Genomic DNA, 14,328 nt, shown 5'->3' on the forward strand with positions numbered 1-14,328 from the left:
CAAGAATACAGATCAATTTTATTCACGTATCTGATTTGAGGTGATTTGACCTCATAATATCTATTGTTTTTGGTTTTCATTTTCTTTCAAAAATTATCTCTCCATCAAATACAGTCATATCTACTTTGGTATTGGCAATTTTATTAGGATCTATAGAAAAAATATTCTGATTTAGCACTACAAAATCTGCTTTCTTCCCTATTTCAAGAGATCCTACTTCTGTCTCCTGTCTCATAACATATGCTCCGTTAAGTGTATAAGCTTTTACGGCCTCTTCTATGGATATATTTTGCGGAAAACGTGTTACCGCATTTTGCATTCCTACAAATGGGTTGATACTGCTTACATCCCAATCACTACTTAATGTAATTCTGGCATTAGCCTCTTTTAAACTCTTTATAGGAACCAGGTTTTGCGAATTCTCCTTTCCTATAAGCTCTGCATTCTCACCCCAATGATTTGGTTGTGTAAAATCACCTGATACCTGGCAATCTGCTGTAACATTTAATTGAGAAAAACGTGATAAATCTGATGGGGTTACTATTTCGACATGTGTAATTCTATGCCTTCCAGAGCCATTGCTTGCCGTTTCTATTGCATTTAAAGACTCTTTGATTCCTCTATTTCCAATAGCATGAATATGGAAATCAAATCCTACATTTTCTAATTGTTTAATATAACTTGTTATTCGATTTTGGGTAAAATAATTCAACCCGTTATTATTTGGTTTCTGAAAAAGATCTATTAGATATTCTTCTTGCATTGCTGCTGTTGTATTATGTACTATCCCATCACTATATAGCTTGATTTGATTTATTTTTAAAAGACTATTACCATCATTTTCATATAATGATTTTAGCAATGATATTTGTGACTCATCATTCTGCATAGGATATGCCCATAATCCTAAATTAACCCGGGCAGTAAGTTTTCCTTCTTTTTCTAATTGTTTCCATGTGGTATGATGATCTCTTTTCCAATAGGTTCGCGCATCACAAATAGAGGTTATTCCATTTTTAGCCAGTTCTGGTAATGCAAAATTTACTAAACCATTATAATCATTTGCTTTAGTTTGACTAGTTGGTGTTAATGCCAAATCTAAAATAAGATTTCCTGCATTATCTATCAGAATTCCATTAAAGCTACCGTTTTCATCCTTCATATAAATTCCTCCCGATGGGTCTTTAGAATTACTATCTATCCCTGCTATTTCTAGCGCTTTAGAATTTACCCAAATCGAATGAGAAGTACGTTCCATAATTGCAATAGGCTTAGTACTACTAATATCATCTAAAATATCTATAGGAGAACGTTTTGCTTCAAGAAGTGTATATAAATCTACGCCCCAGCCCAAAAGCCATTCTTCATTAGGAAAATCACGTAAAGCTTTACGAATTGTGGGTGCATAATTTTCGGGATCATTGTCTTCTTTTAAAATAAACTTAAAATTTTCTGATGAAGCTTCTAATGGGTGCATATGTACATCATGTATCCCTGGTATTACAGTAGCTCCTTTAAGATCTATTACTTCTGTATCTTTACCTATCTGTGCCAGCGCTTTATCTGTATTTCCCACATAGATTATCTTATTTCCTTCAACAATTATAGCCTCTGCCCATGCCTGTTTGGGGTTTACAGTAAAAATAGTACCGTTGATATAGGCTTTAACTTCTTGCTCTTGATCAGATATAGTATTATCATCTTTATTACAAGAATTTGCACTTACCATTAATGTTATAATAAAGGCTATAAGTTTCATTTGATTGTTTTTAATATTTGATACTATCATTTTATGGGGATATATATTTCTGTTACATACTCTTTGGGGTCGTCACTATGCACACTATTTACTTTATATAATTCTAAAAAAGGAGACTCAGATACCTCATGCTGTGTATTTAATATCCAATTCCCAAAAATCTTATCGTAGGTGTGTTGTAATAAACTGTAAGCTCCATAATGCGTAAAAACTGCATATGTTTGTTCTGGCAAAATTTTTATGCTGAATTTATTTTTAAAATCACAATTTTGAGATAGTGTAAAACAGGCATCATAGTTACATCGAATTGCCTCAGATATTAATGGTTCATCCCAAATAATCCCTATACTTTCTGATGTAGATACATTCACCTCTAATCTTACAGCTTCTTCATATAATTCATCCCAAACTTCTTCAATCTTATCACTATAATAATCTGCCATAATCGTTTTATAAAAAACCTTTTGTTCTGGCAGGTTGATTATTTTTTCTTCATAAAAACTCATTGCTATTTTCGTATTCTTTACTATCGACGTTAAGATGTCTTCTTTTTTACTTTTATACTCCTGAGGAGAAATTCCAAAATGTTTTTTAAAAGCCTTACTAAACGCTTGTAAATCAGAATACCCAACTTTTATTGCTATTTGTGATATCGTCTGGTTTTGATACAAAAGCATTTTTGCTCCGCTTTCTACCTTAAGCCTGGTAATATAAGCTCCAATGGTTTCTTTATAATATCCTTTAAAGATGCGTTGTAAGTTTCGATATGAGAAATTAGAGACTTCTTCAAGCTTCTTAATCTCAAAAGTTGTATTGAAATTATTTCGCAAATACAAAGCTGTACTTTGCATTCTTTTTATATAAACATCCTTTTTATTCACATTGCAAATTTATGAAATATAGCAAGTTATGGTATTGTCCTATATTGACAATTATACATAATCATCATTGTAATATCGTATTATCTTACCCTAATTAAAAAATCGTAAATTTGTATTGATATGCAAGATCGTACAGGTACATATTTTAGTTTTCCTATTCCTAAATGGTTAGGTATACTTATTCTTTTAATCTCTGTTGGAGGATATTCTAATTACACACAGCCTGTTGATTTTAAAGAAACTATTGAATTACTGGTTTCACCCGAAGAATTCTCTTCATCTCAAAATAGTATTCTTTTTAGTGATGTAATTGATCCAGAAAAAAGTAAGGATTTTTCATACATCGACCATAAGTATCTGGTTTTACTATCATTAAATCACACTAAGCTTAGTAGGATTTTCAAAAATGATCAATCCATTTTTATTAGTTTGTATAACAAACATAAAATAATAAATATTTCGTACAATTCTTCTTATAATGGTAAAGAAGATGCTTTTCATTTCAATTTTATAGGATAAAACCTTATCCACCTATTCGCTTATAAATAATCTATTAACAACTTATTTATTTCTTACCAATAGAAATGAACGGGTATTATTAATTCCCTGAAATGAAAAAATTTAAAAAGATACTAAGGCGCTTAGCCTTTATCATATTCATTATAATGGCTTCTTTACTCCCTGTTCCTATATTCTTTCAGAAAAAAGATGGAAAGTTTGATGATGATCTTATCATTGAACATGTAGATGTAAAAGAAGATGACACAGAAGCAGAAACAAAAGTTACTACTAATTTTAAATCATAATGACTTATGTTTCTATAACGAAATAGACCTTCGGGATCATGATCCTGAAGGTCTTCATATTTCTAACGCAACAACTTCTGCGAATTTAAAAACAAAACTTAACTTAGAACTACTAATGTATCCCTGTCATTAATTTTTTAATAATTGGTGAAATTAGAATAGCAACTATTCCTATTATCATAGTAATGACTCCAAAATTGGCATATACAGATACGTAAGAATATAATTGCTGAAAAGCTTCTGTATTATTACCCTCTACCAGCGTATTAGATAATCCCGTGATCGCCTCACTAATAGTTCCCGAGAGACCTTCTGAAAAAATACTGGCTTCTCCTTCTTTTACAGTGGTAAGTTTTGCTATTTTTCCTGCAAAAAAATGGCCATAGAAATTTGCCGAAAACCAAACTCCCATGATGAAGGTAACATATTTTACGGGTGATAGTTCGGTTATTTTAGAAAGTCCTATAGGGGATAAGAACAATTCTCCAACGGTTAGAACAAGGTATCCAAAAATCAAATAAAACATTGGTGTTCTAGCATATTCATCAACTTCTTGAGCAGACATCCCAAAAATTAGAAACCCCAATCCCAGGAACAACATACCTAAGCCAAATTTGATAGCTGAATTAGGGTTTGCTTTTTTCTTACTCAAAAATGTCCATAGTAACGCAAAAGGGATTGCCAATACTACTATCCAGGTAGAGTTAATACTATTAGTTTGTGCCGCATTAATACCAACAAGATTTACATTTCTATCTGCAAATAATGTAAGTGAGCTACCGGCTTGTTCAAATACTGCTGCAAACAAAGCATACAGACTTGTAAAATATACTGCAACCAATAATCTTTTTCGTTCTTTGATTGATACTTTTGTTAAAATATAGGATATATATCCTATCAAAAAGAAAGTTGCAATCCAAACCAGGTAATGCTCAAACTCATTAAATCTAACGATTAACGCAAATACAGGAACCGATAACCACGCCAAGAACCATACTCGATCTCCTTTGTTAAGTCCATATATTTTCTTTTCATAATTCTTGATATCGGGCACTAGTCCTTTATCTCCGAAAACAGCTAGTTGTGTTCCTCGTTTAAAAACTATAAGCCCAACCAACATTCCTATTCCTGCTAATAGAAATCCATAATGCCACCCGTATAGCTCGGCTAGCCAGGCACACATTAAAGGGGCTATAGCTCCTCCCAGATTAATCCCAAGGTAAAAAATTGTAAATCCAGAATCTCTTCTTCTATCCCCTTCTTTATACAATGTACCTACCATTGTTGAAATATTGGGTTTAAAAAAACCGTTACCAACGATTATTAAAGCCAGTGATCCATAGAAAAAAACAGGGGTCTCAATCGTTAGAAAAAAATGGCCTGCTGCCATCAAAACTCCTCCAAGTATGATTGATTTTCTATATCCAATATATTTATCTGCTATAATACCACCAATCATAGGAGTAACATATACTAGCGACATATATGCTGCCATTACTCCAAACGATTTGTCATCAGAATATAGAAGATGTTTGGTCATGTACAACACCAAAAGTGCTTTCATACCATAAAAAGAAAATCGTTCCCATAATTCTGCAAAAAATAGATATAATAATCCTTTGGGGTGTCCGAATACTTCCTGCCTATTTACTTCAGTTTGATCTGAGCTCATGTTATGTGTTTAAAATTATTTTAAACACAAAGCATCAATAGTTTATGAACAACTAAAAGGAAAGTTCTAAAAAATAGTAATTTATATTAAATTGTTATTCTCTTACAAGTAGTTACAAATAATCACAACCTATGATTTAGTTATCTGATCGATACTATTTATGAAGTTTTATTAAACTCTTCTAATAGTGTTTGATCAATACTAATATTTTCTGGAATAACCCGAAGTCTGTATTTTCCCTGTCCCATAAATGTGAACAAATCTTTTCTTTCTAGTTGTAATATAGGCTCTAATTGAAGTATTGTATTGATATTTTCTATAATTCTGCTCAAGTAGGTCTGACTCTTTATTTCTCCTCCAGAATTCACTACTAAATATTGCCCTTCTCCTGTTTCATATTTTCGTTTTATAGCAAACCTTAATAAGTTTTTGTATTGTGTAGTTTTAGAACCAAAATCTATGGTTTTATCATAAATCTCTTTAGATGGGATTGTTATTTTGACCAATGACCAATCCATAAATTTAATCGTCATTTCGCTAGGTTTTGGTGTTAATGCTAATTGAATAACCCAGCTTGTGGCTAATACCAGAAAAACGGAAATAAATGTTGTTTTAGCAATAATCTTTATTAAATGGCCATATAATTCATTGCTCATTACCACAAAGACATCTGGCATTTGCGATACTAGCATTAGAAAAAAGGCCACTACCGAAATTACCGCTACCAGCTTTAACCCTCGATTCATAAATGTTCTATAGAATGAAACAATAAGCAACCAGGTGAGTAGGCAAGAAAATATCAAATCTGGCACACTACTAATTCGTATTCCATTTACTACAGGAGTATCTTTAAACTTTTGAATCAGAGCAAAAGTTACAATAGACACCACTACTGCTATACCTATAAGAATAAGAGTATTTCTCTTATTTTTTGATAAAAACTGAGGTGCAAAATCAAAGTAAAACAATGCCATTATTAAAACCAGAGTATTCAGCACCGAAAAAAGGCTATATCCTATGTCGTAGATAATCGTATCTGTAAATAAGAAGAGGTTACCCATATAAATCCAACCTCCAGAAAACACCCATACAAAAAGGGCCAGACTTAAATACAACAAGCCTTTATCTATTCTTTTTTGAGAATCATCTTCTTCTAAAAACTGTCTGAAACGTTTCCTTATATTATACCATATAGCCAATAACAATATCCCTCCTATCAAAGCGATACATATGTGTGCCAGGCTATAAAACTTAGTAATATCTGACATATCTGATTATCTGAACGATAAAGGTAATTACATATTCGATTTAAAACAAGACTATTCATCTTTTGATGTGACAATCAAATAATATAGTATTACTGATTAGAAATATGCGGTTATTATGAAATCATCTTTAAGATTTCAATCCCTCCTCAAACATTTATATACGCTCTGTTTTATGGGTTTGTTAGTTTTAAAATACTATCACAGTGTGTAATAGCCATTTTGGTAGCACTGATCTGAATAGTATATGCTCCTCCAAGACTTTGAACAATCCTTTTTAATAAACGAACATCTTCAAAAGGGAACTCCCTTTTTTTCATTTTATCAAAATCTGAGTTATATATATAATACTTTCCCAAATACTCGCGGTGAATGATTTCCTGCCGTTCATAAGCTTTAGTTACCCTCTGTAAATCTGAAGAATAATGTTTCTGAATAGCCGACTTTAAAGATATGTCATTAAAAAGAGTGAAATCCCCAGAATTGACTAAGGTTTTATAAGTGATGTCTTGGGGAGTAAACTCTATCAACGGAGAAATAGCAAACACTTTCTTAGTAATTGTATAATTTTCTATAGTAGTATCATTAAGCACTTTTGCAATAGTTTCGGCTTCTTTTTTATACTTTACTAATGTCTTTAGATTCTTTGTTAATTCTTCTTTATCGGCAAGGATATCTATCTTTAAATTTTCTAGATACGTGTCTCTAAGATTTTTATCTTTTTTCTCCTCTGCACATTGATTAAGGTTAAAGGCAATAGTGATACCAACAATAACGATTAGAATTTCTCCTAAAGTATACTGCCAATTTATTTTTTTCATTTGACATCCAGATTAATTGTTCAGTAAAAGGTAATGATTTAATTTTTATAATAATAGTTGATCTATGTATTTAGAATACTATCTGTAAAATGTCATCTGGAGTATTTCGACTACGTACAACATAGAATTAATCGAAAATAGTGTGTAGTAGAAATTTATTCCTCACCAAAATTTTTATAATCTTCTCTTACCGGACTAAAAGTATCCAAAACTCTACAATTGGTCAATGCAATTCCGCTATGGGGTACATTTGGAGGGATTACAGCAACAAATCCTTTTTCATAGATATTTGTTTCCTCACCGATTGTTAGCTCTAATTTACCTTCTAAAACCTGTGTTGTTTGTTCATGAATATGAGAGTGTAATGGTAACAGCGATCCTTTTTTTATTTCCCAAAAGGCAAGGGTTGAATATTCGGTATGAATAAATCTACCTTTAAAGCCTTCCATTATCTCTTTTTCTTCAATTTTTGAAATATCTATCATAGGTAACACAGTATTATTATAGCTTAAACGAGCACTTAATCTAATGGAGATGTTTATTTCTGGTAGTTTTTTTATATATTTTTCTGCCTGTTTTTTATCAGTTTTTTTATTAGCAAAACTTGCCCTAGATGATAATAGGTATGCTCAATGATTACATCTATATTTCTGTGGTAATCTCCATATTTTTCATCAACAAAATTTTTAAATAATTCTTTGTCGGTCATCTTTGCTACAAGATAAATAAACTTTTCTGAGTCAGAACAAAACTTATTTATTAAGTTTTTCCAATCTTCATTGGACCTAACAGGTGGGTAGTCAAAACTATATTTGTCTTTGATATCAAGAGAACCACCTTCAAGTACTTTTGCTACGCCAGCAATATAATAACAAACATGAAATGTCAAATCTGCAATAGAATTTAAAGAATCTACTTTTTGAATTGCTTCTTTCCAGTCTAAGTCAAAAATTTGTTCCTTAAAATTAGTTCCCGTTACCCATTTTCCTTCAATGAGAACTTCTTTCAAACGATTAGCAAGTGATTCTGCTAATTTCATTTTATTTAAGATTTAAATAAATTTTTATTCACTTCCCTGATTAGCCAAATTGTTACCAGTAACTTAGTAAACATAAGTTCCAAACTCACTTTTTATTGTAAGTTTCTTCTCTTCAGAAGCCTCGACACGACCAACTATTTGGGCATCTACGTTAAAACTTTTTGAAATTGATATGATTTCTTCTGCCACTTCTGGAGCAACATATAACTCCATACGATGTCCCATATTAAATACCTGATACATTTCTTTCCAATCTGTTCCAGAGTTTTCCTGAATCAATTTAAATAATGGAGGTACATCGAATAGGTTATCTTTTACGATATGTAAATTATCTATAAAATGCAGAATCTTAGTTTGAGCACCACCACTGCAATGCACCATTCCATGAATCGTTTCTTTATCAAAGTTTGCTAAGATTTTTTTGATAATCGGAGCATATGTTCTGGTAGGTGATAATACTAATTTACCAGCATCGATAGGTGCATCTTTCACAGCATCGGTTAAACTTGTCTTACCCGAGTATACTAAATCTGAAGGTACAGAAGGATCAAAGCTTTCTGGATATTTTTCTGCAAGCGTCTTACTAAACACATCATGACGGGCAGATGTTAAACCATTGCTTCCCATACCACCATTATATTCTTTTTCATAGCTTGCTTGTCCAAAAGAAGCCAATCCTACAATTACATCACCTGCTTTTATATTTGCATTATCAATTACATCTTTACGTTTCATACGAGCAGTTACTGTAGAGTCTACAATAATTGTTCGTACCAAATCTCCAACATCAGCAGTTTCTCCACCTGTAGAATGAATTTCAACTCCAAAATCCTTAAGTTCTTTAAGCAACTCTTCTGTTCCGTTAATGATTGCAGATATCACTTCACCCGGGATCAGGTTTTTATTTCTTCCGATAGTAGAAGACAACATTATATTATCGGTTGCTCCCACACATAATAAATCATCGATATTCATGATTAATGCATCCTGAGCAATTCCTTTCCATACAGAAACATCACCTGTTTCTTTCCAATACATATATGCCAGAGAAGATTTGGTTCCTGCTCCATCGGCATGCATGATCAAACAATACTCTTGATCACCTGTTAAATGATCTGGTACAATTTTGCAAAATGCTTTTGGAAAAAGCCCTTTATCAATGTTTTTAATCGCACTATGTACATCTTCTTTAGACGCAGAAACACCACGTTGCGCATAACGTTTACTTACTTCTTGACTCATTATATTGAAAATTAAAGCGCAAAGATAATTTAATTAATTACGAATTGCGAATTACGATGTACGAATTATAAAGTCTAAATTACTATACTTAACATCATACAAGCATCATAATTCGCAAGTCAAAAATTATAAATAAGTTATTCCCAATCGGGCATTGCTGCCTGTTGCAATATTGTAATTCTTCCATCTAAATCAGCAATGGGCACAGTTAAGATATTTTTTTCAGAAATCCCATCATTCGAAGTGTTTACAAAAATTATACTGGCTTCGTTTGGTGAAAATCTGGCATCCAGGTCATTAGTCCCTGCTGTTTTATCTGTAGATAGATCTGTACTTACCATAGTACCTAAATCATAGACAAACACACGAGAATCTAATTGACGATAATTTGGATTTTCTGCTCCAGACATATCTCGGCTGTATAATAACTTAGTGCCATCTACAGACAAATTGATACTACCTGCAGCACCATTTTGACCTGTAAGAACTGTATTTTGGACCACTCCAGCTCCATCAATTGTAAAAATTTGTACTCCGTATCCATCTAAATTATTCGTTTTTATAGCAGTTATACCTGTGTTCTCATTTTTATCTACTTCGGTAATCAAATCACCAGTGGTTTGATATATTAAACTCAAGCCGCTTCCATCTATATTAATAGAATATAGTTTATTCTGATTAGGGAATAACAGTTTTGCTCCATTGGCATCCCACGAAAAATCTACTTCTTCAAGGTTAAATCCAGAAACTCCAACTGTAGAGGTAATTTGTTTTATTTGTGAACCATCCTGGTTCATTGTAAATAAATGAGTTTGTGAACCAACCGATTGTAAAAAAGCAATTTTTTTGGTTGTAGCATTTCTTCTGGGTCTAAAACTATTTTTTGATACCGAAGTAAGCGCTATTTCTGTTCCCCCACTCTCATCTGCAGAATAAATAACACTGTTGCCGCCAACTAGTTTTGTATACACAATTCTATTGTTTGGTGGTCCCGCAGTCGTAAAAGCAAAGGTTGTACTATTAACCGGATCATTGATATCATCACTAGAGCTTACCTGCCAAAAATATTTGGTAGCAAAGGAAAGTCCAGACACGGTATATGTTGTATCTGCAATATTTTCAAAAACTTCTACATTAGAATTTTCTTCGTTCCTTAGACTCACCTTGTAAGTAAGTTTATCATTATCAGGATCCTTGGCACTCCACACCAATTTAACTTCTAATGGCTGATCGACAGCATTATCTACTGGTGTTACTAAAATTGCAGCTTCTGGTGGGCGGTTGGTAGCTGTTGCTATATCCATTTCAAGAACTATTTCAAGTTCTTTATCTGCTAATACTGTAATTGCTTCGAAAACTGCCAGTAGCCCATCTCGCTGACCCGAAAGAGAATAATCTCCCGAGGGCACATTTTTTAAATGATAAACACCTTCTTTATCTGTAAAAACAGTACTCGAGGTAGGATTTGTTGATATTTTTACATTTTCTAAAGGTTCGTTAGTTCCTTTTTTAACTACTTTTCCTTTAACAGATCCTAAACCCTCAGAATCAATAGTATCCTCACTACAAGAAGCTGTAGCCAAAATTACAAAAACACTTATTATTCTTATGATAATTTTTCTCACAACCTATTCGTTTTTATCCTCTCGGATTATACCTTCTTTTCTAATTTTTCTATTTCTTTTTCTTAGCTCACGTAATTCTACATTTTTCTCTTGTTTCTGTAATCTTGATTTTTTACTTGTCTTTGCAGGTTTTCCAAAATACCAATTAAGTCCAAAAGAAAAATTAAAATATTGATCATCTCGTTTTCCTTGAACTACACCATCCAATTCGTCGCTAAGAACCAGATTATGAGTAGCTCCAACAGAAATACCTATTTTATCAGAAATTAAATATTCTACACCACCTCCATATTGAAACTTAAACAATGTAGTATCAAAATCATCATCATTCACAATTCCTACTCCTCCAAATAAAAAGGGTGACAACCTATCAAAGGGCAAAAGGCTTAACTCTGTATTAAGATCAAAAGCGTTAAATCCTTTAGAGAATGCGTTTTGATTAGTGAGTTCAAATTTATTAATACTTCCATTAACATTAAGATATGGGTTAAAATACCATCTCGCACCAATCTTTGCAGAATAGGTAAGCTCTGGATTATTATAATCTCCACTCACTAAAGCAGTCCCTCCTTTTAAAAATGCAGAAAGTTTAGTTCTTCTTTCTTTAAAATACCGATCGTACAATGCCGTATTTTGTGCTTCATATTTTTCTGCTTTGTAATTTTCTATCAATGTATTTACAACTTCTGGTTCTGCTTTAACAGCCCATAACTTATCTTCGATTCCTTCTACAATTAGAGATTCTACGGCTTTCCCTATTGCTTCTGATACTGCCATTTGAGCAGGTTCATTCTTAGTAAAACCAGTTTCAGCCTCGAGCAATCTTTTAAATTTTATATATCTAAAGAAATTTGCATCTAGTGCTTGTGACAAAATAGTTTTAGACACATACACTGTTTTTAAGATTTTACCACTCGAAGTAGAAACAGCTCTTAAATAAATTGTAATTCTGTCTTGTCTATATTGAGTAGAAGCTCCTACACCAAAATACCTTGCTCCCAATCCACCTGTGATGATATTAGAATCATAAGATACAATCCCTCCTTCGAGGATAATCCCTGCATATAGTAATGGTGGTAATTGTGGCTCGTTGGTGTTTTTGGTTTTTCTATATTCTTTTCTTGTAGAACGTATAATATTACGTTCATTAAGCAAATTGCTTAGATTTTCTCTTTCGATAGGCACAAACCACTTAGAGTCTTCGAGTGCTTTGATCAAAATTGTTGTTGCTCCCTGAGTAACAGCTGTACTAAAAGTACTTCCATTCTCTGTAGGTTTATATTGCCCTGTTTGATCTCTAAATTTATACACCCCAACAACAACAGGTTCTACCGGTGACGGAAAATCCCTTAATGTTTTTGTAACTTCTGTATCTTCTCCTATTCTGGCATTTTCGATAGTTATAGGTTGATTAAAATACGTCCCACATCCGTGTAATAAAAATACGCAAGAAATTACCGCGATTACTTTATAAAACTTATGATACATTAAAAATTAATTAGGAATTATTACTTGGGACTGGTCTCCGGTGCTTGTATCTAATATATTGATTACCAACCCTTCTCCAGAAGGGAAGATTTCTATGAATAATGATCCAAAATTATATGTTCCTTCGGTAAGACCTCCTTCTCCAAATTGTTCGGTAAATAGTGTTCTTGATATCTGACTTAATAACTGGTTATTCAGATTCTCTGTAAATCTTTCTACATCAGACCTTTGATCTCTTGAATCTGTAGGATCTGTAAATTTATTCTGAGCTTCGGCAGAGCTAAGGAGCCATTGATAATTAAATGTATCTCCTCCAAAAGCAGGATTTACAGGCTTATACACCAAATCTTGCCCAAAAGAAAAGTTACATATCGAGAAAATAAGAAAAAGCGTTATTAAAATTGATTTCATCTTAACTGTTTTAATACTGAAAAATATCGTTCTTCTGTTTTTTTAGATCCTTAAAATATTTGTACACTTTTCGAATTGCAATTTTCGACATTTGTTCTAAATATTCCAAATCTGGTTTTCCTATAAACTCATGAATGACATTATCCTCTATTTTCACTTGAATAATAGTGCTACGACCAAAGCTTAGTTTTTCATACACCCCAACTACTTTATTACCATTTATTTGGTTTAATGTATAGGAGGCATAGAAAAACTCATAGAAATCTCTTCCTGGTTTAGTCTTAGTTTCTTCTATTACTATTCCTTTTAATTCAATTCCATCATCAGAGGAGATATCATCTTTTGTTGAATTAGGTTTCTGATTAGCTTCTTCGTTAAAAGCAAGCCTATCTTTACCTATAATCTTATCTTCTTCATAGATCAATAAAAGTAATACTATTTTATCACTCTCATCTGCACTAATTGCCCCTCTTGAGAGTTCTTTACTTTCGTTTGCTTCTAGCGTAAATCTTCCTTCCTGATTATTTTTAGATACATTATTATTTGCATCTGTTCGAAAAACAGTAATAGTATATTGCAAACTTTTGTATACTTCTGTAGTATTAGTAGCAGTAGCAACCACAGAAATCATATCGCCTATAGTTACTGTTTTAACTTTTGCAACTACATCGGTATTTGTGAACTGTGCAATTGAAACCTGAAAACACAAAGTTGCAAGTATGACAAGTTTACACTTCATACTCTTATATGTCTGTTATTAAAAACTTCTAACAATTATAGTTCTGGCATCGCCAGACATTTTAAATTTTAAATTCTTTGACAGTTCATTACTACCAAATCGTTCAAAAATCAGGTTATTACCTTCTTGTATAAGTTCTAAATTAGTTGATATATCAGGATTAAAAGAAAAATCAGTCACAGAATTATTATTTCCTGTTTGTATAATTGATTTCTCTATTTCTCTGGCAGATTCATTTATCTCTACTAGATTTTGGTCCCCTTTCTGAAGTATTTTAATATCTGAAGATTCTGCAATAATAGTAGAAAGCACAGCATTACTCGTTCCTATTTGCTGAATAAAAACTGCATTTACTCCATTAGAAAGAGGTGACGATTCTGCTCCAACAGATAATACATTATTAACCTGAGACAGGGTAATAAACTTATCTTGATCAGTAACAGAAAGCTCGCTTTCACCTTTTAAATTTTGAGTATACCCATTAGAAAAAGTAAAGAAAATAAAAAACACCAATGCCTGTATAAGAATGGTTTTGTTCATCTTTTTCAGAATTTAAAAAATCAAGATAAGAGTTATGCTC

15 protein-coding genes are annotated in these 14,328 nt (G+C 32.3%); 2 read left to right on the forward strand and 13 right to left on the reverse strand.

Features of this window, described 5'->3' with window-relative positions; all coding sequences use genetic code 11:
* Nucleotides 1-76 precede the first annotated feature (76 nt).
* Nucleotides 77-1,759: an amidohydrolase gene (locus DK441_RS05480; RefSeq protein WP_200822828.1), complete on the reverse strand. Its 1,683-nt coding sequence runs from the start codon at nucleotides 1,757-1,759 to the stop codon at nucleotides 77-79.
* A gap of 26 nt (nucleotides 1,760-1,785) precedes the next feature.
* Nucleotides 1,786-2,610, reverse strand: coding sequence for a GyrI-like domain-containing protein (locus DK441_RS05485; protein WP_109097844.1), 825 nt, complete (start codon nucleotides 2,608-2,610; stop codon nucleotides 1,786-1,788).
* Between the two features lie 150 nt (nucleotides 2,611-2,760).
* Here DK441_RS05485 and DK441_RS05490 point away from each other — a divergent pair, with 150 nt between their 5' ends.
* The gene (locus DK441_RS05490; RefSeq protein ID WP_109097845.1) at nucleotides 2,761-3,159 is read left to right on the forward strand and encodes a hypothetical protein; all 399 of its coding nucleotides are present in this window, start codon (nucleotides 2,761-2,763) and stop codon (nucleotides 3,157-3,159) included.
* Between the two features lie 92 nt (nucleotides 3,160-3,251).
* Nucleotides 3,252-3,446: a hypothetical protein gene (locus tag DK441_RS26450; protein ID WP_160111964.1), complete on the forward strand. Its 195-nt coding sequence runs from the start codon at nucleotides 3,252-3,254 to the stop codon at nucleotides 3,444-3,446.
* 112 nt (nucleotides 3,447-3,558) lie between these two features.
* Here DK441_RS26450 and DK441_RS05495 read toward each other — a convergent pair whose 3' ends face one another.
* The 11 genes from DK441_RS05495 to DK441_RS05545 all read right to left on the reverse strand — a co-directional run bounded on the left by DK441_RS05495 (nucleotide 3,559) and on the right by DK441_RS05545 (nucleotide 14,288).
* Nucleotides 3,559-5,118, reverse strand: a complete 1,560-nt coding sequence (locus DK441_RS05495; protein ID WP_109097846.1) for a peptide MFS transporter — start codon at nucleotides 5,116-5,118, stop codon at nucleotides 3,559-3,561.
* 158 nt (nucleotides 5,119-5,276) lie between these two features.
* The gene (locus DK441_RS05500) at nucleotides 5,277-6,386 is read right to left on the reverse strand and encodes a hypothetical protein (protein ID WP_074408916.1); all 1,110 of its coding nucleotides are present in this window, start codon (nucleotides 6,384-6,386) and stop codon (nucleotides 5,277-5,279) included.
* 170 nt (nucleotides 6,387-6,556) lie between these two features.
* Nucleotides 6,557-7,204, reverse strand: coding sequence for a DUF6090 family protein (locus DK441_RS05505; RefSeq protein ID WP_109097847.1), 648 nt, complete (start codon nucleotides 7,202-7,204; stop codon nucleotides 6,557-6,559).
* Between the two features lie 155 nt (nucleotides 7,205-7,359).
* Nucleotides 7,360-7,689 carry a cupin domain-containing protein gene (locus tag DK441_RS05510; RefSeq protein WP_109097848.1) on the reverse strand — a complete coding sequence of 110 codons (330 nt, stop codon included), beginning with the start codon at nucleotides 7,687-7,689 and terminating at the stop codon, nucleotides 7,360-7,362.
* 71 nt (nucleotides 7,690-7,760) lie between these two features.
* Nucleotides 7,761-8,243 carry a DUF1572 domain-containing protein gene (locus tag DK441_RS05515; RefSeq protein WP_109097849.1) on the reverse strand — a complete coding sequence of 161 codons (483 nt, stop codon included), beginning with the start codon at nucleotides 8,241-8,243 and terminating at the stop codon, nucleotides 7,761-7,763.
* Between the two features lie 63 nt (nucleotides 8,244-8,306).
* Complete coding sequence (locus DK441_RS05520) at nucleotides 8,307-9,485, reverse strand: AIR synthase related protein (protein WP_109097850.1); 1,179 nt, start codon at nucleotides 9,483-9,485, stop codon at nucleotides 8,307-8,309.
* Nucleotides 9,486-9,622: 137 nt separating this feature from the next.
* On the reverse strand, nucleotides 9,623-11,110 hold the full coding sequence (locus DK441_RS05525) for a carboxypeptidase regulatory-like domain-containing protein (protein WP_235015714.1): 1,488 nt from the start codon (nucleotides 11,108-11,110) through the stop codon (nucleotides 9,623-9,625).
* 3 nt (nucleotides 11,111-11,113) lie between these two features.
* A complete protein-coding gene (locus DK441_RS05530; RefSeq protein ID WP_109097851.1) occupies nucleotides 11,114-12,598 on the reverse strand; it encodes a CsgG/HfaB family protein in 1,485 nt (494 codons plus the stop codon).
* A 6-nt stretch (nucleotides 12,599-12,604) separates the two neighbouring features.
* The gene (locus DK441_RS05535; RefSeq protein WP_109097852.1) at nucleotides 12,605-13,009 is read right to left on the reverse strand and encodes a curli production assembly/transport component CsgF; all 405 of its coding nucleotides are present in this window, start codon (nucleotides 13,007-13,009) and stop codon (nucleotides 12,605-12,607) included.
* A gap of 10 nt (nucleotides 13,010-13,019) precedes the next feature.
* Complete coding sequence (locus DK441_RS05540; protein WP_109097853.1) at nucleotides 13,020-13,748, reverse strand: CsgE family curli-type amyloid fiber assembly protein; 729 nt, start codon at nucleotides 13,746-13,748, stop codon at nucleotides 13,020-13,022.
* Nucleotides 13,749-13,766: 18 nt separating this feature from the next.
* A complete protein-coding gene (locus DK441_RS05545; RefSeq protein ID WP_109097854.1) occupies nucleotides 13,767-14,288 on the reverse strand; it encodes a hypothetical protein in 522 nt (173 codons plus the stop codon).
* Between the last annotated feature and the right edge of the window lie 40 nt (nucleotides 14,289-14,328).

Origin of the sequence: Aquimarina sp. AU58 (assembly GCF_900312745.1) — a bacterium.
GTDB classification, from domain to species: domain Bacteria; phylum Bacteroidota; class Bacteroidia; order Flavobacteriales; family Flavobacteriaceae; genus Aquimarina; species Aquimarina spinulae.